Below are 22,317 nucleotides of genomic sequence, written 5' to 3'. Positions count from 1 at the left end.
AAAAGCCCCGCCTGGTGATTCAGGCGGGGCTTTTTTTATGTCGACGGTCAGGCAGGTGGACCGAGTTATCGTTCTTCGCGGGCAAGCCTCGCTCCTACAGGTTTTGCGCCGATCACAGCATCTACGAACGACATAGATCCTGTAGGAGCGAGGCTTGCCCGCGAAGACGGTATGTCAGGCAAACACTAATTTCTCTGGAACATCCACATCCCACAACACCCCGGGATCTTCCACCGCCACCTCGACCACCCTCGCCTGTGCAAACAGCGACTTGGCGCCATGATCGCCGGTCAGCGCCATCAATCCCGGACCAAAGCTTCGCCCGAACCCCACCGGATGCCCATATTGCCCCTCATGCACCGGCACGCTGATGGCGTCCTCCGCAATGGCGGCAACGACCTGCTCAATGCTGGCCGGCAGGATAAACGGCATATCCCCCAGCATGATCAGCCAACCACCGAGCTGCGAGCACGTCGCCACACCCGCCGCAATGCTGTCGCCCAGGCCGCTCGATTCGATCCGCACAATCTCGCAACCATAAGCCTGAGCCATGCGAATGACTTGCGGGCGGTCCGCCGTGGTCACCAGCACGCGCCTCTCAAGCACGGCCGGCAGATTCACCAGCACCTGCTCGATCACTGAATGCACGGTGACGCCGTCACGACCGGTGCAGTCCGCCAGCAGCTTGTCCTTATCGGCACCCGCCACCTGTCGAAACCGACTGCCCTGCCCGGCGGCCACCACGATAACGCCGATGGAGTCGCTCATACGCCCTCCTGCAACGGCCTCTCCTGTTTCAGCTCGACGCCGTTCTTGATCGCCACAATTTCGGCCAGCAGCGACAAGGCGATTTCCGCCGGTGTATGGCTGCCGATGTGCAAACCGATCGGGCCGTGCAAACGCTCGATGGCCTGTTGTGACAAGCCTAGCTGAGCCAGGTTGTCCCGGCGCTTCTGGCTGTTGACCCGCGACCCCAGCGCACCGACATAAAACGCCTTGGAGTCCAGGGCCGTGAGCAGCGCCATATCATCCAGGCGTGGATCGTGGGTCAGCGCAACAATGGCTGTGCGCTCGTCGGTCTGGATGGTCAGCACCGCTTCATCGGGCATGCCCGGGACGAAGCGACCATGTTGCTCTTCCCAGCCGTAGACGAACTCGGTGCGCGGATCGCAGATCAGCACTTCGAAATCCAGCAGCCGCGCCATCTCGGCAACGTATCGCGACAGTTGGCCGGCGCCGATCAGCAACAGCCGCCAGCGCGGACCATAAATGGCGCGCAAGGTCTGCCCGTCAAACACCAGCGCATCGGTTTTGCTCGCCGCCTGCAAAACCACATCACCGGTCTCCAGGTTCAGCTCACGCGCAACGATTTCATGGGCCTCGCAGCGCACCAGCAATTGCGCGACCCACGCCGGATCGCCAACGCGCTCCTCGGTCAGGCGCAGTGTGCCGCCGCACGGCAAACCAAACCGTGCGGCTTCCTCGCGGGTGACGCCATAGGTAATCAACTGCACCGGCGGCCCATCGATGGGGATACGGCCATCGTGCAGCCGGGCAATCAGGTCATCCTCGACACAGCCACCGGACACCGAGCCAATCACCACGCCGTCTTCACGCAAGGCCAGCATGGCGCCAGGGGCTCGGGGCGCGGTGCCCCAGGTCTGGACCACGCTGTACAACATCACCCGCTGACCGGCGCGGCGCCATTGCAGCACGCTGCGCAGGACGTTCAGATCGACGCTGTCCATCAGGCTTGCGCCTTTTGCCAGCCTTGCAGCTGATAGCGCACCGGCAGGTTACGGATGCGCTTGCCGGTGGCGGCGAAGATCGCGTTGCACAGCGCTGGCGCAATCGGCGGCACGCCCGGCTCACCGACACCGCCCAACGGCACATTGCCCGGCGGGGTGACCAGGTGCACGGCGATTTCTTTCGGCGCCAGGGACATGCGCGCCACCTCGTACATGTGGAAATTGTCCTGCTGAACCTTGCCGTCCTTGAAGCTGATTTCCCCCAGCACCGCATTGCCCAGGCCCATGACGCAGGCACCTTCAAACTGCGAGCGAATCCGCTCGGGGTTGATCTGCGGGCCGCAGTCCACGGCGATGTCGGCCTTGTGCACGATCAAGCTGCCGTCGTCTTTGACTTCGACCTCGATCACCGCCGCCACATAAGTGACGAAGCTGTAATGCACCGCCAGGCCCAGGCCCCGGCCCTTGGGCAACTCACGCCCCCAACCGGCCGCTTTGGCGGCAGTTTCCAGCACGGCGCGCATCCGCGCGGTATCGATCGGGTAACGCTCGGGGGATTCACCGTAGTTCCACTCTTCACTCAAGGTGCGCGGATCGATCTGACGGTCCGGGCCGAGCAGTTTGATCTGGTACTTGAGCGGATCCTGACCGGCCTTATGGGCCAGTTCATCGACAAAGCTCTGAATCGCAAAGCCGTGGGGAATGTTCGAGACCGAGCGATACCAGCCGACCCGCGTGTGGACCGTCGCTTCAGGGTTTTCCAGGCGCACGTTGGGGATCGCGTAAGCCATGTTGGTAAAGCCCATGCCCAGCTCGAAAGCCGCCTCATGGTTCATGCCCGGCGCAAACAGCGCGGTGATACTCGGCGCCACCGTGCGATGCAGCCAGCCAGACGGCAGGCCGTCCTTGTTCAGGCTGGCCTTCAGGTATTCGGCGGACACGGTGTGGAAATAGGAGTTGTGGATGTCGTCTTCACGGGTCCATTGCACCCGCACCGCCTTGCCCGGGAACTCCTTGGCCAGGATTGCCGCTTCGATGATGAAGTCTGGCTTGGACTTGCGACCGAAACCGCCACCGAGCAAGGTGACGTTAAACGTGACGTTATCGAATGGAATGCCGAGGCGTTCGCCAATCCGTTCGCGGGTGACCTGCGGCGCCTGGCTTGGTGCCCAGGCCTCGCACACGCCGTCCTTGAAACGGGCGATGGCGACCATCGGCTCCATCGGCGATTGCGCCAGGTGCGGCAAGTAGTAAGAGGCTTCGAGGGTGCTGTCGGCACTGCTCATGGCCTGGTCGATGTTGCCGGTATTGCGCACCACTTTGCCGGGGTTGAGGGACGCCGCCTCAAGCTCTTTGCGGTAGGCGATCGAGTCGTAACTGGCGTGAGGGCCGTCATCCCACTCGATTTTCAACGCTTCGCGGCCCTTGATCGCGGCCCAGGTATTGCTGGCCACCACGGCCACACCGCCCAGAGGCTGAAACTCGGACGGCAATGGACGGCTTTCGACTTGCAGAACCTTGATCACCCCCGGGACTTTCATCGCGGCGCTGGCATCGAAGGATTTGACTTTGCCGCCGTAGACCGCTGGACGCGCGATGGTGGCGAAGAGCATGCCGTCGAAATGCACATCGGCGCCATAGACCGCGCGGCCGTTGACGATGTCCGCACCGTCGATAGCCTTGGTGCCTTCTTTGCCGATGTAGCGAAATTCCGCTGGCTGCTTGAGCCGCAGACTGTCGCGGGCCGGCACCGCCAGCGCACTGGCAGCTGCGGCCAACGCGCCGTAGCCCAGTTCACGACCGGTGGGCTGGTGAATGACTTTATGCAGTTGCGCACGGCACTCGCTGACCGGCACTTTCCACTGCTCGGCGGCGGCTTGTTCAAGCATGGTCCGCGCGGCAGCACCGCAGCGGCGCATCGGTTCGTACCAGTGACGCATGCTGCGCGAACCATCGGTGTCCTGGTTGCCAAAGCGCACTTCGTCGCCTGGTGCCTGTTGCACTTTGACCTGCGCCCAGTCGGCGTCCAGCTCATCGGCCACCACCATGGTCAGGCTGGTGCGCACGCCCTGGCCCATTTCCGAGCGGTTGCAGACCACGGTCACGCTGCCATCGGCGGCGATGCTGACGTAAACCTTCGGGTCATCGATCCAGCCGTTGGGCATGCCCTCGGCGCCGAACTTCTTCTCTTTTTCGGCGGCGAACGCATCCTGCCAGCCCCAACTTGCCGCCAGCACCAGCGCACTGGTGGCGCCCACGCCTTTGAGGAAACCGCGGCGGCTGAGGTTGCTCAGGGCAAAATCGTTCGGTAACTGGCTCATGCCTTGACCTCCTTCAGGTGAGTGGATGCCTGACGGATGGCGGTCTTGATCCGGTTGTAGGTGCCGCAACGGCAAATGTTGCCGACCATCGCCTCTTCTATCTGCTCGTCGCTGGGGTTCGGGTTGGTTTTCAGCAACGCGGTGGCCGACATGATCTGCCCGCCCTGGCAATAACCGCACTGGGCCACGGCGCTGTCGAGCCAGGCTTGCTGGACGACTTTGCCAACCGGGTCGGCGTGCAGGTTGTCGATGGTGGTGACGCTCTGGCCAACTACTGAGCCGATTGGCGTGATGCAACTGCGCGCAGGCGCGCCGTCGATATGAATGGTGCAGGCACCACACAGGCCCATGCCGCAGCCGAATTTGGTGCCGTTGTAACCCGCCACGTCACGGATCGCCCAGAGCAGCGGCATGTCCTCGGTGACATCGAGTTGATGATCTTGACCATTGAGTTTCAGGGTAATCATGGGCACGCCCGCATAGTGATAGAGGTTATGGGGTCGAGCAATCTGCCGCTTGGGGTTGGCGGTTTACTACACGCAGATCGACTCAGGCTAATAGGCTCTCTTCTGCGGACGGCGACGTCTGCACCGGGCCTTTGATGGAGCAAATGCTTACATCGTTAGGTCGCTAAGTTAACCCAGCATTAACAAAAAAGCCCTGCACAATGGAGGTTGTGCAGGGCTTTGGAATCAGCCTTGAAAGCGTAGCCTCAATACCGATTGGGCTCCATTTCCAGGTCGACGTGGAAACGTTCTGAAATGTCTTTTTGAATGCGTTGCGCCAGGTTCAGCAATTGCAGACCCGTTGCGGCGCCGTAGTTGACCAGCACCAGCGCCTGTAATTTATGCACACCGGCATCACCGTCGCGAAAGCCTTTCCAGCCGGCCCGTTCGATCAGCCAACCCGCCGCCAGTTTCATTTGCCCGTCGGGTTGCGCGTAGGCCACCAGCTCCGGGTATTGCTCCTTGAGTTGCGCCACCAGTGTCGCCGGCACCAAGGGGTTCTTGAAGAAGCTGCCGGCATTGCCGAGCACCGCCGGGTCCGGGAGCTTTTCATTGCGAATGCTGCAAATGGCCTGGCCGACATCGGTGGGCGTCGGGTGATCGATGCCCTGCGACGTCAGCCGCTGGCGAACCGGGCCGTATTCCAGATGCAGATGCGCGGTGCGCGTGAGGGTGAAACGCACCCGCAGGATCAACCAGCGCCCCGGTTCCTGTTTGAACAGGCTGTCGCGATAGGCGAAGTTACACTCGGCCAGCGCGAAGTCCCGCAGCTCACCGGTCTGGCGATCGAGGGCCGTCAGGCCGGCAAACACGTCTTTTATCTCGACGCCGTAAGCGCCGATGTTCTGCATTGGCGCCGCGCCCACGGTGCCGGGAATCAGGCTGAGATTTTCCAGCCCCGACAACCCTTGTGCCAGTGTGTGTTGCACAAACGGATGCCAAGGCTCACCCGCCTCGGCCTCGATCACCACCTGGTTACCGTCATCGCTCAGTACGCGAATCCCGCGAGTGGCCATGCGCAACACCAGCGCCTGAATATCGGCGGTCAGCAGCAAATTGCTGCCGCCGCCGATCACCAGCACGGGCACATCATGCTCCAACCCATAGGCCAGAGCTTCGCGCACGTCGGCATCGCTATGGGCCTCGGCAAACAGCCGGGCCTGAACGTCCACGCCAAAGCTGTTGAACGGTTTGAGCGAAACCCGGGGTTGAACCTGCAAACTCATAACCGTCCCTTCAATTCGATCACCAGCAGATCGCTGGCGCGCTCGATCAGGTCCAGCACCTGCTCGAAGCCCTGGTCGCCGTCGTAATAAGGATCCGGCACTTCATCGATTTGCGACTGGTAGCGACGCAGGAACAGGTCCAGCTCGGCCTTGCCCTTGATCGGTTGCAGCGCCTGGAGGTGGCGCAGGTTGCTGTTGTCCATCGCCAGAATCAGGTCGTAGGTGGCGAAATCGGCGCGGGTTACCTGCTGGGCGCGCTGGGCGGACAGGTCGTAGCCGCGCAGTTTCGCCGCGGCCTGGCTGCGCTTGTCCGGGGCCTTGCCGACGTGCCAGTCACCGGTGCCGGCGGAAGCCACTTCGACTTGCTCGGCCAGCCCTGCCTCACGCAGTTTGTGCCGCAATACGCCTTCGGCCGTGGGGGAACGGCAGATGTTGCCCAGGCAGACGAACAGAACCCGCATCAGGCCTCCAGCAGGCGACGAACGCGCTCGAGGTCTTCAACGGTGTCGACGCCGGTAGGCGGTGCGATCAGCGCGTCGGCGACGTGAATCCGCACGCCGTGCCAGAGCGCCCGCAGCTGTTCCAGAGACTCGGTGTTTTCCAGCCAGCACGGGCCCCAGGTGACGAAGTCCTGCAGGAAACCGGCGCGGTAAGCATAGATGCCGATGTGGCGGCGATACGGCACGCCTTCCGGCAATTGCTCGCGGCTCTTGGCGAACGCGTCCCGGGCCCATGGCAAGGTGGCTCGACTGAAGGTCAGTGCCAGGCCATTGAGGTCGCTGACCACTTTGACCACGTTGGGGTTGAACAGGGTTTCCACGTCTTCGATCGGCTCGGCCAGCGTGGCCATGCGCGCTTCGGTGTGGGCGGCCAGGTTGGCGGCGACCTGATCGATCACGCTCGGCGGAATCAACGGCTCGTCGCCCTGCACGTTGACCACGATGGCGTCCGGGGCCAGGCCCAGTTTCGCCGCAACTTCGGCCAGACGGTCAGTGCCGGAATTGTGGTCTTCGCGGGTCAGCACCACTTCGGCACCAAAGCCTTTGCAGACCTCGACGATACGCGCATCGTCGGTGGCCACAACAATTCGCTGGGCGCTGCTTTTGCTCGCCTGTTCCCAGACGTGCTGGATCATCGGCTTGCCGGCGATCAGCAGCAGAGGTTTGCCCGGCAGGCGGGTGGAGGCAAAACGTGATGGGATGACAACGGTAAAGGCTGTAGTCATTTGTCCAGGCGCTCGTCGGTGGTCAGGGTGCGCGCTTCGCTTTCGAGCATCACCGGGATGCCGTCGCGAATCGGGTACGCGAGACCGGCGCCCTTGCTGATCAGCTCGGTTTTGTCGGCGCTGAGCTTGAGCGGGCCTTTGCAGACCGGGCAAGCGAGGATATCGAGCAATTTGGTGTCCATGAACATTCCCTGGATAGAAACGGAGTTAAGGCAAAAGACGAGCCGGCAACAGGCGCATCAGCTGCGTATCGAACCAGGCCACGAAGGCCGGCGAAGGCGCAGCATCGACCGCCAGGTACCACCAATCGGCGGCGGCGAAGGCACGGCACTTCACCGCGTCCTTTTCCGTCATCACCACTGGCAATGACGGTGTGAAATTCAAGGCTTGCACGCTGTACTCGGCGTGATCGGCAAATGCATGCGGGACTGGTCGCCAGTGTAGCGTTTCGAGGGTCGTGAAGAAACGCTGGGGATTGCCGATCCCGGCCACGGCGTGCAGGGCCTGGCCAGCAGGAAAGTGGTCGAGGGGACGCCGTTCGCCGCTGTGCAGATTGACCAGCGCCGTGGGTTGCAGCTGGAAGGCAAAACCGTCGGTGCGGTCGGCAGTGGCACCGTTGTAAAGCACCGCATCGACGCTTTGCAGACGCTCGATTGGTTCGCGCAACGGCCCGGCAGGCAGGCAACGCTGGTTGCCCAGACCACGGGCGGCATCAATCAGCACCAGTTCCAGGTCCCGGGCCAGCCGGTAATGCTGCATGCCGTCGTCGGAGAGAATCAGGTCCAGCGGCTCACTCGCCAGCAAGGCTTTGACCGCGCGGCTGCGGTCCGGGTCGATCATCAGCGGCACGCCGGTGCGCTGGACGATCAACAGCGGCTCATCGCCCGCCACGTCCGCGCGTTGATCCGCCTCGACCCGCCACGGCAATTGCGCAGGTTTGGCGCCATAACCCCGGCTGACCACGCCGACCCGCAGACCGCTGCGCTGGCAATGCTGGATCATCCACAGAATCAGCGGCGTTTTGCCGGTGCCGCCCACCGTGATGTTGCCGACCACGATCAGCGGCACCGGCGGTTGGTAGATCTCCCCCTCCCCGGCCAGAAAACGCTTGCGCTTGCCGGTGACCACACGCCGATACAACCACTCAAGCGGCTGTAAAAGCTTCAAGGCCGGGTGACCGGCATACCACGCGGCGAGCAATCGGTCGGACATGGCCATCAGGACGCCGGCGCCGCCTCGACAGTGGTCATGCGCAAGTGGCTGAAGCCGAGCTTGCCGGCAGCGTCCATGGCAGTGATGACAGACTGATGAGGGGTCTTGCCATCGGCGCTGATCGACAGCGGCAGGTTGGTGTCGCCGTTGGATTCTTTCTGTAGCGCTTCCATCAGGCTGGTCAGGTCGTTCTTCGGCAACAACTGGTTGTTGACCGAGAACACCCCCTCCGCGCTGATGGCGATGTCCAGTTGCTTGAGCTGCTGGTCTTCGGCCGGGGAACCGCTGACCGCTTCCGGCAGGTCGACGCGCAACTGGGTTTCACGGGTGAAGGTGGTGGTCACGACGAAAAACAGCAGCAGGATAAACACCACGTCGATCAGCGACGCGAGGTTGATGTCTACCGTTTCCCGCGGTTTACGACGGAATTTCACGCTTTGCCCTCGGCCAGGTCCACGTCGCGGTCGCCCTGCACTACCTCCACCAGCTTGATCGCTTCCTGCTCCATGCCCACCACCAGTTCATCGATCCGGCGTTGCAGGAAGCGGTGGAAGAACACGGCCGGGATACCGACCATCAGGCCTGCGGCAGTGGTGATCAGTGCCTTGGAAATACCACCGGCCAGCACCGCGGCGTTAGTGCCCATGCCCGTGCCCATGAACGCACTGAAAATATCGATCATGCCCAGCACCGTACCCAGCAGCCCCAGCAACGGAGCCATGGCGGCGATGGTGCCCAGGGCATTGATGTAGCGTTCGAGTTCATGAATCACCCGCGCAGCGGCCTCTTCGATGCACTCTTTCATGATCTCGCGACCATGCCTGGAGTTCGCCAGACCGGCGGCCAGAATCTCACCCAGCGGGGAGTTGGCGCGCAGTTCCTTGAGTTTTTCTTTATTGAGTTGCTTGTCCTTGATCCAGACCCAGACTTGCCCGAGCAAGTGCTGCGGGGTCACGCGGCTGGCGCGCAGGGTCCAGAGACGCTCGGCGACGATCGCCATGGCCGCGATGGAACTCAGAATGATCGGCAGCATCATCCAGCCGCCGGATTTGACCAATTCCCACACAGTGACAGTCCCCTCGAAAAAGTGCGCCACTCTAACATAGGGGGTGGACGCACCGAAGACCGCGATGTCGCATCCGGTCGGGCTTAATAACGCAGGTTACTGGCTCAATGGTGGCGGATCGCGCCAGAAACGCCGTTCCTGAAGCATCGTCCAGGGCGGTTCGAAGCGTCCCAGTTGTAGACGAATGGCACCCTGCTCGGCGCTGTCGTAGATCGCCACACCGCGCTTTTGATACCGCGCCACGACCGTGGGATGGGGATGACCGAAAGAATTGCCGTTGCCACGGGAAATCAGCACCGCTTTGGGATGCAAGGCGCTGAGCAACGCCATCGAAGATGAACTGCGACTGCCATGGTGCGGGGCCTGCAACCAATCCGTCGGCACCGCCAATGGACTGTCGAGCAGCGCCCGCTCGGCCGCACTATCAATATCGCCGGTCAGCAGCAACCGTTCGCCGCTGGCTTCGATCTGTAGCACACAGGATTTCTGATTACTCTCGCGGGCGAACGGCCATTGCCAGAGTTGGAACCTCACGCCGTCCCAGGCCCACTGCTGACCGCTCTCGCAGCCTTCGGCGTGCAGCTCGTCGGGCAGGGCCAGTGGATCGCCGCTCAGTACCCGCCTCACCGGCAAGCCCCTGGCAATCGCTCTTGCACCGCCGGCGTGATCGGCATCGGCGTGGCTGATCAGCATCAGATCGAGTCCGTCCACCCCCAGTTTGCGCAATGACGGCAACACCACCCGCTCACCCAGGTCGATATCGCCGAACCGTGGCCCGGCGTCGTACAGCAAGGTGTGATGGCGGGTACGCACCAGGATTGCCAAACCCTGACCAACATCCAGCTGCCAGACCTCGGCCACGCCTTCAGGCAGCGTTTGCCGGGGCGGAAAAACCAGCAACAGCAACATCGGCCAGCCCAACGGGCGCAATGGCACGCCTCGCGGTAGTAACAGGAGAAAGCCCCCCAGTGTGCCGAGCGCCCATACCCACAACGGGACTGCCACTGGCACCCACGCGGGCAATTGCCCGGCCATCGACGCCAAGCCCATGAACAAAAGATCGATCAGACCACCGGCCAACCACAGCAACCCTTCGCCCACATAAGGAACGGGCAACAACAGTGTCCCGAGCAAGGCCGGTGGCAAAACCACCAGACTGATCCAGGGCACCGCCAGCAGGTTGGCCAGCGGCCCGCTGAGACTGATCGGCAACCCCAGCACCAACAGCAGCGGGCACAGACCGATCGCGATCAGCCATTGGGCACGGGTCCAGGTTTGCCACCAGCGCCACGGCCCCAATCGCCCGCCAAAAGTGAAAATCAGCACCGCTACCGCCGCGAAGGACAACCAGAAACCCGGTTGCAGGCTCGCCAGCGGGTCCAGCAGCAGAACGCCGTCAAGCGCCAGCAACAGCGGCCACCATGCCCCGAGATGACGAAACCGTAGTCGCCACAACAGCACCAGACCGATCATCAGACAGGCCCGCCGCACCGGCACTTCGAAGCCGGCCAGCAGCCCATAACCGAGCGCCGCCGCGAACGCCAGTCCGCACGCCCATGGCAGCCACGGCAAGCGCTTGGGCCATAAGCCATAACGCGCCAACCCGGCGATCAGCAGATACACCAGCCCCGCCAGCAAACCAACGTGCTGCCCGGAAATCACCAACAAATGCACGGTGCCGGTGTCTTGCAGCACCTGCCAGTCCTCACGACTCAGCCCGGCGCCATCCCCCAGCACCAACGCCGTCAGCGCGCCCGTTCGCCCTTGGGCATCCACAGCCTGCAAACGCTGACGAATGCCGTCGCGCCAGGCCCACTGCGCGTCCCTCAGACGCTGGCCATCCTTGACGGTCCCGGTGGCGCCAATGTGCCGGGCCAGTAACCAGGCGTCGTAATCGAAAGCATGCGGGTTGAGCAACCCGGCAGGACGCTTCAATTTGACGGCCAGCCGCCAATGCTCGCCGCTGTTGACAGGCGGCCCGCCATACCAGGACAGGCGCAGGTGTCGAGGTAGTTTGGTGCGACGCGACTGACTGTCCGTCAGCTCGAAACGCACCACCCCCTCGGCCTGCTGCGGCAACCCGGTCACACGACCTTCGACCCAGCGAGTCTCGCCATCGAGCTTCAGCGCCAGGCGATCACTCAGTGCCCACTGCGCATTCGCGCATGCCCAACTGAAACCGAACAGAAAAAATGCCAAGGGAAAAGTTCGAAACGGCAACAACATCAAACCCACTACCGGCAACAACAACCACAACCCTGCCGGCGGTAATACCGGTAAAAAACGCAGGGCCAGCAAACCCAACGCCAGCGCCATCATCCCTTTGCGCATAAGCCCGTCCTTGAGAGTCCCCTTCCTAGGCTTAGCCGGTGCGTCGCACGGACGTCGTTATCAATTGTCACAAAGTCTGAATGGGCGGTTCGTAGAATCCAGACATACTTGCCGCCTGAACCGACCGAGAAGCCTTATGCCCCGGCGCTTATTCAAACGTTACATGCCAGACCCGACCAGCATCAGGGAACACAAATCCTTACGCTTTCTCGGCACCCTGCTGCATGATCCGAACCTCTGGCACCTCAATCGCCACTCCGTCGCGCGGGCCATGGCGGTCGGTCTGTTCGCGGCATTCCTGCCCATCCCGTTGCAGATGCTGCTGGCGGCCACCCTTGCCATCGTGATGCGCGGCAACATGCCGATTGCCGTCAGCCTGGTCTGGCTGACCAACCCGATCACCATGCCTGCGGTGTTCTTCTGCACTTACCAGACGGGCGCCTGGCTGATGGACGTCCCCGCCCGCAGCCTGCCGGACGAGCTGACCTGGGAATGGATCAGCGGCGAACTCTCGAGCCTGTGGCAACCGTTCTTGCTCGGTTCGGTGGTAACGGGACTGGTGCTGGGTGCCCTCGCTTATTGCCTGGTGATGATGTATTGGCGCTGGTGGGTGAGTAGGCAGTGGAAGCGGCGCAAGAAAAGCCGGATGCAAGAATGAAAAACGGCCTCCGCTTGGGAGGCCGTTTCTTTTTGCGGTGTTTATGCTGACGCCATCGCGAGCAGGCTCGCTCCCACACTGATTGGCGTTGCCCACCTATTTTGCGATCGACACAAAACCAATGTGGGAGCGAGCCTGCTCGCGATGCAGGCGACGCGGTCGTTCCTTACGTACGCATCCCGCGCCCACTCACCAACAACCGCGCACAACCGATATACAGCACAACAGTCGCCACCAACATGAAGGTGATCGCCACGCTGATCTTGATGTCCGATACGCCGAGGATGCCGTAACGGAAGGCGTTGACCATGTGCAGCACCGGGTTGGCCAGCGACACGGTCTGCCAGAACGGTGGCAGCAGGCTGATCGAATAAAACACCCCGCCCAGGTAAGTCAGCGGTGTCAGCACGAAGGTCGGGATGATCGAGATGTCATCGAAGTTGCGCGCAAATACCGCGTTGATGAAGCCCAGCAGCGAGAAGATCGTCGCCGTCAGCACCACCACCAGGACGGTCACGCCCAGGTGATGCACCTGCAACTGCGTGAAGAACAGCGACAGCAGGGTCACGATGATCCCGACCATCAACCCGCGCAACACGCCACCCAAGGTGTAGCCGATCAGAATCGTATGCGGCGACACCGGCGACACCATCAACTCTTCGATGGAGCGCTGGAACTTGCTGCCAAAGAAACTCGACACCACGTTACCGTAGGAGTTGGTGATCACCGACATCATGATCAGCCCCGGCACGATGTACTCCATATAAGTGAAGCCACCCATGTCGCCGATCTGCCGACCGATCAGATTGCCGAAGATCACAAAGTACAAAACCATGGTGATGGCCGGCGGCAGCAGAGTCTGCGGCCAGATCCGGGTGAAGCGTTTGACCTCACGGTAGACGATGGTATTGAGGGCAACGAGGTTGGGTTGCAGCTCGGAACTCATACCGCCACCTTCGACAGATTCTTCTCCACCAGGGACACGAACAACTCCTCGAGGCGATTGGTTTTGTTACGCAGGCTCAACACTTCGATGTTCTGCTGCGCCAATTGAGTAAATAGCGCGGTAATGCCCATGGCCTTGTCGACCTGGACTTCCAGGGTATGGCTGTCGATCAGTTTGGCCGGGTAACCGAGTAACTGCGGCGCCACTTGCAACGTGTTCTTCATGTCCAGCAGGAAGGTTTCGACATGCAGTTGGCTGAGCAACTGTTTCATGCTGGTGTTCTCGACAATGGTGCCGTGGTCGATGATGCCGATGTTGCGGCACAACTGCTCAGCCTCTTCCAGGTAGTGGGTGGTGAGGATGATGGTGATGCCTTTCTTGTTCAGTTCGGTGAGGAAGGTCCACATCGAGCGACGCAACTCGATGTCCACCCCCGCCGTCGGTTCGTCGAGGATCAGCAGGCGCGGTTCGTGAACCAGCGCACGGGCGATCATCAGTCGGCGCTTCATGCCGCCGGACAGGGAGCGCGACGGCACATCGCGCTTGTCCCACAGGCCCAGTTGGGTCAGGTACTGCTCGGCGCGCTCCTTGGCGATTTTCGCCGGGATGCCGTAGTAACCGGCCTGGGTCACGACAATGTCGAACGTCTTTTCGAACTGGTTGAAGTTGAATTCCTGGGGCACCACACCAATGCAGCGCTTGAGCGCAGCCGGCTCCTTGTCCAGGTCGTGACCGAAGATATTCACCGTACCGCTGGTTTTGTTCACCAGGGTCGAGAGAATGCCGATGGTCGTGGATTTGCCGGCGCCGTTAGGGCCGAGCAAGGCGAAAAAGTCACCTTCGGCGACGTCCAGATCGATACCACTCAAGGCCTGGAAACCGTTGCCGTAGGTTTTGGTTAGCTGCCGGATGGACAGAGCGGAACTCATATCGGATTTATGCACCAAGAAGGGAAGAAAGGAATAAATAAGGGCGGGCGGCGAGCAATGCAACCGCGGCGCATGAGCGCAATGGTGCTTGTCGCTGCCGCACAAGTACAGTCAAGCGTGTCGATAGTGAGTATTAAGTCAACGCGGTCATGACGGCTTTGCGATACGCCGGACGCTGTTTCAGGCGCTCGTACCAGGCCTGCAAATGAGGCAGCGGCGCGCGCTCGATCGGCATCTCGAACCAGGCATAAATGAAACTGCCCAAAGGAATGTCACCCATGCCGATCTCATCGCCCGACAGGTACGGTTTAGCCGCCAGCGCTTGATCGGCCATCGACAGCAAGTCGTCGCACTCCTTGATCGCGGCTTTGATTGCCGGCCAGTCCTGCTGGTCTTCCGGGGTGCGCAACACTCCCCAGAACACCGTGCGGAACGGCGCGGCAAAACTTGAGGTGGTCCAGTCCATCCACTTTTCCGCCGAGGCGCGGGCTTGCGTATCCGTCGGATACCAGGCAGTGCCACTGGCATGGCGGGCCATCAGGTAGCGGACAATGGTGTTGGATTCCCACAGCACGAAACCATCGTCTTCGATCACCGGCACGCGGCCGTTGGGATTCATCGCGCGGTACTCAGGTGTGTCGACCACGCCAAAGGCCCCGCCGGCGTCGATGGCTTCATAGGCCAGGCCCAGTTCTTCGGCTGCCCACAACGGCTTCCTGACATTCGACGAGTTTTTCCGCCCCCAGATCTTCAGCATGACCGCCCCTTTTTGGATGAATGCGCAGGCAGCATACGCCGGATCAGGCGCGACTCAAATCGCCCTGCATGTCACCCAGCAGCACCGGCAATTGCTCGCCGAACAGATGCGGATAGCACTTTTCCAGGTGTTCGAAAAAGAACGCTTCCGGCACATCAGTGAACTGGCCGTGATCGATCAGATATTCCATCAACTGCTCGCCGTCACGGTTGAAGGGGTGGAACACGCTGTCGTTGATCCCATCAAACTCCAGCGGCGCGACATTGAACAGTTCGCAGAGTTGTTGATTGAAGGCTGGAGTGGCTTTGACCCAACGATCGTTCAGGTACAACTCGGTGTAGCCATGCATGGCGAACACATCGCTTTTGAGCAATTCGAGCAGACGTGGCGTCGACAGATGATTGCGCACATCTGCCAGACCGATACGCGCCGGGATCCCGCAATGCCGGGCTGCACCTGCCAGCAGCGTGGCCTTGGGCACGCAGTAACTCTCCCCTGCCGCCAGCGCATAGCTGCCGCGCAAGGTCTCTGGATCGCGGCTGAAGGTGTAAGGGTTGTAGCGCACGGTCTCGCGCACCGCGTAATAGAGATTGATCGCCTGTTCAAGCGGATCGCGCCCGGCGCCACGATGTTTTTCGGCGAACTCCACCACCGAGGGATGGTCACTGTCGATGAAGCGGCCGGGGCTCAGACATGCGTGCATGGGAACAATCTCCTGGGGGAAGCCACGAGTCTAGCGACACCTTCAGCACAGAGATAACGACGTTTCGGCCAAATATCAGCGTTTGCCGCCCTGTCGACGAAAGCGTTCAACCGTCCGCCAACGAAATAACTGACGAATTTCAACCGTTGCTTCCTACGAACTCAAACCCATCGCTCTGACCACCCACTTTTATGGATGCCGTCTAAGCTCTGAAAGTGGTTTTGCCCCTGGCTTCATGGAGAATTGAATATGTTGCTGTTGTGGATACTGGTTCTGGTGGTCGGGATTGCCTACCTGGCACATCGGCGCACTGCACCTCTGCCCGCCTTGGGCATCATCGCTGTCTATCTGCTGGCGATGGGCATCTTCAGCCATGCCCCCGTCTGGCTGATGCTGATTTTCTGGGTAATGCTCGCAGCCGTGGCCGCTTTCCTGTTGCTGCCGGATCTGCGCCGAAAACTCTTCACGGCACCGATGTTCAGCTGGTTTCAAAAAAACTTGCCGCCGATGTCGCAAACCGAGCGTGAAGCCATTGAAGCCGGCACGGTCTGGTGGGACGGCGAGCTGTTCAACGGTCGCCCGGACTGGAACAAACTGCTGGCCTATCCAAAAGCGCAACTGAGCGAAGAGGAACAAGCGTTCATCGATGGCCCGACCGAAGAGCTCTGCGCCATGGTCAGCGATTGGCAGATCGCCCAGTTGATGGATCTGCCGCCCCAGGCTTGGGATCATATTAAACAACATGGTTTTTTTGCCCTGATCATTCCCAAAGAATACGGTGGCAAAGGCTTCTCGGCTTATGCCCACTCCCAAGTGGCGATGAAACTGGCCACCCGCAGTGGCGACCTGGCGTCGACCGTCATGGTGCCCAATTCCCTCGGCCCGGCGGAACTGCTGCTGCATTACGGCACCGACGAACAGCGCAATCATTACCTGCCACGGCTGGCACGCGGCGACGATATCCCCTGCTTTGCCCTGACGGGTCCGATGGCGGGCTCCAACGTCGGCGGGATGACCGACACCGGGGTGATCTGCAAGGGTGAATGGGAAGGCAAGGAAACCCTCGGCCTGTGTCTGAACTGGGAAAAACGCTACATCACCCTCGGCCCGGTGGCGACCTTGATCGGCCTGGCCTTCAAGGCCTATGACCCGGATCATCTACTGGGCGACAAAGTCGACCTGGGGATCAGCCTCGCCTTGGTCCCAACCCAGACCCCCGGTGTAGAAATCGGTCGCCGTCATCTGCCGTTGGGCGCTGCCTTCATGAACGGTCCGAACGCTGGCAAGGACGTGTTCGTGCCGTTGGAATTCATCATCGGCGGTCAGGAGATGCTCGGCGAAGGCTGGATGATGCTGATGAACTGCCTGTCGGTCGGGCGTTCCATTTCGCTGCCTGCCATCGGTACCGCTGCGGGCAAGTTCAGCAGCCTGGTGACAGGCCAATATGCCCAGGTTCGCGAACAATTCAACGCACCGCTGTCAGCCTTCGAGGGCATTCAGGAAGCACTGGCGCGGATCGGCGGCAGTACCTGGTTGATGGACAGCGCACGGATGCTCACCGCCAACGCGGTCGACCTCGGCGAAAAACCGTCGGTGCCCTCGGCCATTATCAAATACCACCTCTCCGAACGCGGTCGCGAGTGCATCAGCCACGCCATGGATGTTCACGGCGGCAGGGCCATCATGATGGGACCAAACAACTACCTGGCGCGTAACTGGCAAGGTGCGCCCATTGCCGTCACAGTCGAAGGTGCGAACATCCTGACACGCAACTTGATGATCTTCGGTCAGGGTGCAATTCGCTGCCATCCGTTCGTGCTCAAGGAAATGTCCCTCGCCCACCGCGAAGACAAACAACAGGCACTGATCGAGTTCGATGCACTGCTGCTCGACCACATTGGTTTTGCCGTGTGCAACGCCGCCAGCACCCTGGTGCTGAACCTCGGCCTCGGGCATTTCGAACACGTGCCCGGGGACAAGCTCAGCCAAGGCTACTTCCGCGCCCTCAACCGTCAGGCTGCGGCCTTTGCGCTGCTTGCAGACCTGAGCATGATGCTGCTGGGCGGCGAACTGAAACGTCGCGAACGGCTGTCCGCACGTCTGGGCGATGTGCTCAGCCATCTGTATCTGGCTTCTGCCGCGCTCAAGCGTTATCACGATCTCGATTCGCCGGAGCATATGCACCCGCTGTTCGCCTGGGCCATGGAGGAGAGCCTCGGCCAGTCCGAACGTGCGCTGGACGAACTGCTGACCAATTTCCCGAACAAGGTACTCGGATGCCTGCTGCGGGTGATGGTGTTCCCGTTCGGTCGTCGCCACAGAGGCCCGTCGGACAGATTGGCGGCCAACGTCGCAGCCGTCATCGGCCGCGCCAAGGGCGATCCAACGCTTGAGGAGTTACTGGGGGGCTGCTATCGCCCGCAATCGCCAGAGGATTCGGTCGGCGCCCTGCAGCACGCTTGCGATTTGCTGAACGCCGCCAAACCGTTACAGAAAAAACTCAATACGGCACTGAGAAGTCGCCAGGTCAAACCCACTGTCGGAGAATCTGCCATCGATGCCGCCTTGGAGGCTGGCGTCTTGCAACCGGTTGAAGCCCAGACCTTGCGCGAGGCAGAAGTGGCACGACGCAAGGTGATTGATGTCGATGATTTCGACCCAAAGGAGCTGGTATTGGCCAAAGGCAAGGTCCGCTGATCCAGTCGACCTTATGTCCTCTACCCTGAGTGCTCTATCATGGGGCTCTTTACCCTGTGAAAAAGGGGCGCAGGAGCTTTATACTCCCGCGCCCGTTTTGCTCTTGAGGACTTATCTCGTGTCCAACGTCGTTGCCGATCATCTCGTCTTGCTCGACCACCTGCGCAGCATCCTGGTCGCCGTAGGTGAGGCCGAACAGGTTCCCGAAGAAAGCCATGCCTTGTTCCTGGAGCGCTTCGACGAACTGCGTGCATTGCTGCCGGTCGACCCGATCGAAAGCCAATACCTGGGCCAGGACATTCTGTGCCAGGTGATTACTCGCTATCCGCAGATCGCCCATCTGGTCCCGCGCGACCTGCTGTGGTACTTCGCCGGCGACTGCCTGCATTACATGCCCGATGATGAAATCGACCTGTACCAGGCCCTTGAAGAGCGTCGCTTCGAAGCCGAACAGAACGACGAACCGTTCGACTGGAATCAGGAAAAACAGCTGCTGGCGATGTCGAACCAGGACAGCAAGCACTGATCCCACGGTCAGCAAATGCAAAGGCCCGCATGGTTATTCATGCGGGCCTTTTTTGTGGCATTGCCGAGTGATGTGGTGGTTCGAAGTCAGTCTTCGCGGGCAAGCCTCGCTCCTACAGGTTGGTGTCATATGTAATGGCGTGAACGACATAAACCTGTAGGAGCGAGGCTTGCCCGCGAAGAGGCCCGTCAGAGCAACCCATCACTCTCGGGCAACTCATACTCTGCCGCGACCTTGCCCAATGCACTTGGCTTGCCCGGCCGGCTCAAGGTCGGCTCTTTCTCCAGGCATTCCACCAGGTAGTCGATAAACACCCGTAACTTGGGTGGTAAATAGCGGGTTGGCGAATGCAGGAGCCAGGCACCTCCGTGGTAGGAGGCCAGAAACGTCCAGTCGGGCAGTACCTGCACAATCAGCCCCTGCTCCAGAGCATAGCGGGCGGTGAAGTACGGCAGGCTGCCGATTCCGATGTGTTGCAATACCGCGCCCAGTCGCACTCCCGTGTGATTGGCGGCATAACGTCCGCGCACGCCGACGGTCACGGCTTTGCTGCCTTTCTTGAATTTCCAGCGCGCATCGCTCGGGGTTTCGCCCAGATAGATGCAGCTGTGGTTGAGCAAGTCGTGGGGATGAGTCGGCGTGCCGTGTTCGGCCAGGTACTGCGGCGTTGCACAGAGCAAATGATCGATGGTCAGCAACTGCCGTCCCACCAGCCCTGCGGGGGGGCGGTCGGTAATACGGATCGCCAGGTCGACGTTGTCGTCGATCAAATCCACCTGACGATCCTCGAGCAACAACTCCACATTCACTTTGGGATAACGTCGCAGAAATTCCGGCATATGCGGGTGAATCACGAATCGCCCGACGGCCTTGGGCACGCTGACGCGTACCAGTCCTTCCGCTTCCTGGGTGAACTGACCGCTGATTTCCATCACCGATTTCGCTGCGCTGACCATCTCCTGGCAACGCTTGAACACCTCTTCGCCACCGTCACTCAGGCGCAGTTTGCGCGTGGTTCGTTGCAGCAGACGCGTGGCGAGCGCCTTCTCCAGCCGCGAAATGCTGCGACTCACCGCCGAGGGTGAAGAACCTAGCTGGCGCGCCGCTTCGGAGAAACTGCCGGTCTCGACAACCTTGACGAAAATCGCCATTTCACCGAGCAGCGGCAGGGGAAGATTTATGCTCACAGCGCAACAGTCCTTTGATGATTGAACGGATTATCACGCAATTCCACGGTTCATATAATAAAAATAGAAACTTTAATAAGGGCATGGAATATGACGCTTCGCCTCTTTTTCCATAGTGATGACCTCAAGGCCAATGTGGAAGTCCTGGGTTGTACACCCCACGAGAACGAATTTGCCGTGGTGCTGCGCGCCACGCTGTTTCACCCCCAGGGTGGCGGGCAGCCCTGTGATACCGGCTGGATCGGCGAAAGCCAGGTGCTGCGCGTGGTTCAGGATCCGGACCGGATCATCCATTTCGTCGACCACCCGGTAAAGCTCGGCATGACCCAGATTCGGGTCGACGAGCAACGCCGCCGGTTCAATACGCGCATGCATTCGGCGGGGCACCTGATTGGTCACTTCGTCCAGGCGATGGGCTGGATGCCGACCAAGGCTCATCACTGGCCGGATGAAGGACGCGTGCAATTCAAACCGGGCGATGGCGCGCAGGAGGTTGATGCCCAGACGATTCAATATGGCATCAAGCAATGGATCGCCCATGACCTGCCACGCCTGACGTCGTTGCGCGAAGGTGCCCGGGAAATCGGTTTCGGCGAACTGCCCGCCTACGGCTGTGGCGGCACCCATGTACGGAGCCTGAAGGATCTGGGCACGGTCACGATTGCTTCCCTTTCGCAGAAAAAGGGAACGCTGTCAGTCCACTACAGCGTGGACTGAGCATTTGGGCGATGTCGACCCCGTCATCGCCTGACGCCGGGGGAGCCTGCGTTCGCGGGCTCTGTTGACTATCTGATAGATGGACCTAAGACATGATGCTTGACGTCGAGCGTCTCGATGAGACGTGCATAAAAAAACTGGCCAACGAAGAAGTCCTCGCCATCCGCGTCAAAGGCTTGTTGCCTCAGCCGTTGGCGATCCAGATCGGCGACAAGATCCTCGCCCCCGGCTTCGAAGGCTACATCAACGCGCCGAGCATCGGCCGCATTGGCATGGCGTTTTATGAAGCGGAAAACCAGCCGCTGCTGATCGAAGACTATTTCGAGCGCGCCACCAGCAATATCGCCGAATTGCGCAGCCGTTGTGCGCCCTACTCCTCTCCTGTCGACACGTTGCGCTGCATGCTCGACGAGTCCTGGCCGGCGGGGGCGCATCTGGAAAATCTCTATGGCCGCAAGATGTATGTGGGGCTATCCCGGGTCGTCAAACCCGGGGTGTGCTTCCTCGCCCATCACGACATTTTCGCCAAGGATGCCCCGGACAGCTTCCAGGCCAAAAGCCTGGAAGCGCAGTTCGCCTGCAACGTCTACCTGAACATGCCGACCGAGGGCGGCGCATTGCAGATGTGGGACCACGACATTTCCCCGGATCAGTTCGACGAAATGCGTGGCGACAGTTACGGCATCGACCCGGCCTTGCTCGGCCCTCCGACCTTGGAGATTCGCCCTGAGCCGGGGGATTTCATCATGTTCAATTCACGCCGCATGCACTCGGTGACGCCGGGTGTGGACGATCCGCGATTGAGTCTTTCTTTCTTTGTCGGCTATCGCGGCAATGCTTCCCCCCTTACTTTCTGGAGTTGAGATGTTTTCCAATTACCTGGGCGAGTTTCTGGCACTGGCAACCATCCACTTTCTGGCCGTGGTCGCACCCGGGCCGGACTTCGCCGTGACCATCCGCCAAAGCGTGCGTTTCGGCCGGCTGGTGGGTATCTGCACGGCACTGGGCATCGGCACGGGCATTTCCGTGCATGTGCTTTACACCTTGCTCGGCGTCGGCGCGTTGATGCACACCACGCCCTGGTTGTTGACGGTGGCCAAGGTCGTGGGGGGGGCCTACATTTTGTACCTGGGCGTAAGCCTGATACGCAGCAAACCCAAATCGGCAATGGAAAGCGACAAGGGGGCACAAGCGTCAGCTGAACGGCAAACTTTGTTCAAGGCCTTCAGCACGGGGTTTCTGACCAACGCCACCAACCCCAAGGCCACCCTGTTCTTTCTGGCGATCTTCACAACCATCATCAGCGCCTCGACACCGCTGCAGATTCAAGCGATGTACGGGCTGTGGATGTGTTTCGTGAACGCCTTGTGGTTCGTGATCGTGGCGTTGTTTTTTTCCAGCGCCCGGGTGCGGTTGCTGTTCATGCGCATGGGGCACTGGTTCGAACGAACCATGGGGGTGGTCCTGATTCTGTTCGCTGGACGCCTGATTCTGTCCATGTGAACCATGCCCGTTCAGATACAGCCTCGATCCTTTGCGCAGGATTCATTTCGTGGGGCGCC

General features: G+C 60.8%; 23 protein-coding genes. 6 read left to right on the top strand and 17 right to left on the bottom strand.

Annotation, left to right across the window (positions count from 1 at the left end):
• Nucleotides 1–174 precede the first annotated feature (174 nt).
• The 12 genes from ACA044_RS08070 to ACA044_RS08015 form a co-directional block, all read right to left on the bottom strand.
• Nucleotides 175–768, bottom strand: a complete 594-nt coding sequence (locus tag ACA044_RS08070; protein ID WP_497445890.1) for a nucleotidyltransferase family protein — start codon at nt 766–768, stop codon at nt 175–177.
• Nucleotides 765–1,748 (bottom strand): XdhC family protein, encoded by a 984-nt coding sequence (locus tag ACA044_RS08065; RefSeq protein ID WP_497445889.1) that lies wholly within the window; start codon nt 1,746–1,748, stop codon nt 765–767. Before ACA044_RS08065 ends, ACA044_RS08070 begins: the two co-directional genes overlap by 4 nt.
• A complete protein-coding gene (locus tag ACA044_RS08060) occupies nt 1,748–4,069 on the bottom strand; it encodes a xanthine dehydrogenase family protein molybdopterin-binding subunit (protein ID WP_497445888.1) in 2,322 nt (773 codons plus the stop codon). Before ACA044_RS08060 ends, ACA044_RS08065 begins: the two co-directional genes overlap by 1 nt.
• Nucleotides 4,066–4,536 carry a (2Fe-2S)-binding protein gene (locus ACA044_RS08055; protein ID WP_497445887.1) on the bottom strand — a complete coding sequence of 157 codons (471 nt, stop codon included), beginning with the start codon at nt 4,534–4,536 and terminating at the stop codon, nt 4,066–4,068. The genes ACA044_RS08060 and ACA044_RS08055 overlap by 4 nt, the downstream gene beginning before the upstream one ends.
• 245 nt (nt 4,537–4,781) lie before the next feature.
• Entirely contained in the window at nt 4,782–5,801 is a 1,020-nt protein-coding gene (gene murB / locus ACA044_RS08050) for a UDP-N-acetylmuramate dehydrogenase (protein WP_497445886.1), read from the bottom strand.
• Nucleotides 5,798–6,262 carry a low molecular weight protein-tyrosine-phosphatase gene (locus tag ACA044_RS08045; RefSeq protein WP_497445885.1) on the bottom strand — a complete coding sequence of 155 codons (465 nt, stop codon included), beginning with the start codon at nt 6,260–6,262 and terminating at the stop codon, nt 5,798–5,800. Before ACA044_RS08045 ends, murB begins: the two co-directional genes overlap by 4 nt.
• Nucleotides 6,262–7,026, bottom strand: coding sequence for a 3-deoxy-manno-octulosonate cytidylyltransferase (gene kdsB / locus ACA044_RS08040; protein ID WP_497445884.1), 765 nt, complete (start codon nt 7,024–7,026; stop codon nt 6,262–6,264). The genes ACA044_RS08045 and kdsB overlap by 1 nt, the downstream gene beginning before the upstream one ends.
• The gene (locus ACA044_RS08035; protein ID WP_003179363.1) at nt 7,023–7,208 is read right to left on the bottom strand and encodes a Trm112 family protein; all 186 of its coding nucleotides are present in this window, start codon (nt 7,206–7,208) and stop codon (nt 7,023–7,025) included. The genes kdsB and ACA044_RS08035 overlap by 4 nt, the downstream gene beginning before the upstream one ends.
• Before the next feature lie 25 nt (nt 7,209–7,233).
• Nucleotides 7,234–8,244 carry a tetraacyldisaccharide 4'-kinase gene (gene lpxK, locus ACA044_RS08030; RefSeq protein WP_497445883.1) on the bottom strand — a complete coding sequence of 337 codons (1,011 nt, stop codon included), beginning with the start codon at nt 8,242–8,244 and terminating at the stop codon, nt 7,234–7,236.
• A complete protein-coding gene (gene pocB, locus ACA044_RS08025) occupies nt 8,244–8,672 on the bottom strand; it encodes a flagellar polar localization protein PocB (RefSeq protein ID WP_008014393.1) in 429 nt (142 codons plus the stop codon). The genes lpxK and pocB overlap by 1 nt, the downstream gene beginning before the upstream one ends.
• Complete coding sequence (gene pocA / locus ACA044_RS08020; protein ID WP_497445882.1) at nt 8,669–9,304, bottom strand: flagellar polar localization protein PocA; 636 nt, start codon at nt 9,302–9,304, stop codon at nt 8,669–8,671. Before pocA ends, pocB begins: the two co-directional genes overlap by 4 nt.
• 96 nt (nt 9,305–9,400) lie before the next feature.
• Nucleotides 9,401–11,635: a DNA internalization-related competence protein ComEC/Rec2 gene (locus ACA044_RS08015; RefSeq protein ID WP_497445881.1), complete on the bottom strand. Its 2,235-nt coding sequence runs from the start codon at nt 11,633–11,635 to the stop codon at nt 9,401–9,403.
• A gap of 136 nt (nt 11,636–11,771) precedes the next feature.
• Between ACA044_RS08015 and ACA044_RS08010 the strand changes: the two genes are divergently transcribed.
• Nucleotides 11,772–12,293: a DUF2062 domain-containing protein gene (locus tag ACA044_RS08010; protein WP_497445880.1), complete on the top strand. Its 522-nt coding sequence runs from the start codon at nt 11,772–11,774 to the stop codon at nt 12,291–12,293.
• Between the two features lie 166 nt (nt 12,294–12,459).
• Here ACA044_RS08010 and ACA044_RS08005 read toward each other — a convergent pair whose 3' ends face one another.
• The 4 genes from ACA044_RS08005 to ACA044_RS07990 all read right to left on the bottom strand — a co-directional run bounded on the left by ACA044_RS08005 (nt 12,460) and on the right by ACA044_RS07990 (nt 15,628).
• A complete protein-coding gene (locus ACA044_RS08005; protein ID WP_497445879.1) occupies nt 12,460–13,239 on the bottom strand; it encodes an ABC transporter permease in 780 nt (259 codons plus the stop codon).
• Nucleotides 13,236–14,168, bottom strand: a complete 933-nt coding sequence (locus ACA044_RS08000) for an ABC transporter ATP-binding protein (RefSeq protein ID WP_123494600.1) — start codon at nt 14,166–14,168, stop codon at nt 13,236–13,238. The genes ACA044_RS08005 and ACA044_RS08000 overlap by 4 nt, the downstream gene beginning before the upstream one ends.
• 133 nt (nt 14,169–14,301) lie before the next feature.
• Nucleotides 14,302–14,925 (bottom strand): glutathione S-transferase family protein, encoded by a 624-nt coding sequence (locus tag ACA044_RS07995; RefSeq protein ID WP_497445878.1) that lies wholly within the window; start codon nt 14,923–14,925, stop codon nt 14,302–14,304.
• A 43-nt stretch (nt 14,926–14,968) separates the two neighbouring features.
• Complete coding sequence (locus ACA044_RS07990) at nt 14,969–15,628, bottom strand: transglutaminase-like domain-containing protein (protein WP_497445877.1); 660 nt, start codon at nt 15,626–15,628, stop codon at nt 14,969–14,971.
• Nucleotides 15,629–15,877: 249 nt separating this feature from the next.
• Between ACA044_RS07990 and ACA044_RS07985 the strand changes: the two genes are divergently transcribed.
• Both ACA044_RS07985 and ACA044_RS07980 read left to right on the top strand, forming a co-directional pair.
• The gene (locus ACA044_RS07985) at nt 15,878–18,325 is read left to right on the top strand and encodes an acyl-CoA dehydrogenase (protein ID WP_497445876.1); all 2,448 of its coding nucleotides are present in this window, start codon (nt 15,878–15,880) and stop codon (nt 18,323–18,325) included.
• Between the two features lie 118 nt (nt 18,326–18,443).
• Complete coding sequence (locus ACA044_RS07980) at nt 18,444–18,851, top strand: PA2817 family protein (protein ID WP_007905217.1); 408 nt, start codon at nt 18,444–18,446, stop codon at nt 18,849–18,851.
• 188 nt (nt 18,852–19,039) lie between these two features.
• On the opposite strand, the gene ACA044_RS07975 is transcribed toward ACA044_RS07980, so the two are convergent.
• Nucleotides 19,040–20,038 (bottom strand): LysR family transcriptional regulator, encoded by a 999-nt coding sequence (locus ACA044_RS07975; protein WP_497445875.1) that lies wholly within the window; start codon nt 20,036–20,038, stop codon nt 19,040–19,042.
• A 90-nt stretch (nt 20,039–20,128) separates the two neighbouring features.
• Here ACA044_RS07975 and ACA044_RS07970 point away from each other — a divergent pair, with 90 nt between their 5' ends.
• From ACA044_RS07970 to ACA044_RS07960, 3 genes are all read left to right on the top strand, one after another.
• Nucleotides 20,129–20,755 (top strand): alanyl-tRNA editing protein, encoded by a 627-nt coding sequence (locus ACA044_RS07970; RefSeq protein WP_497445874.1) that lies wholly within the window; start codon nt 20,129–20,131, stop codon nt 20,753–20,755.
• 92 nt (nt 20,756–20,847) lie between these two features.
• Nucleotides 20,848–21,618, top strand: coding sequence for a 2OG-Fe(II) oxygenase (locus tag ACA044_RS07965; protein ID WP_497445873.1), 771 nt, complete (start codon nt 20,848–20,850; stop codon nt 21,616–21,618).
• 1 nt (nt 21,619) lies between these two features.
• Entirely contained in the window at nt 21,620–22,258 is a 639-nt protein-coding gene (locus tag ACA044_RS07960) for a LysE family translocator (protein WP_497445872.1), read from the top strand.
• The last annotated feature ends 59 nt before the right edge of the window (nt 22,259–22,317 follow it).

Source organism: Pseudomonas sp. LBUM1673 (assembly GCF_059695645.1).
Note: the sequence above shows the minus strand (reverse complement) of the source record. Positions and strands in the feature narration are given on the sequence as shown.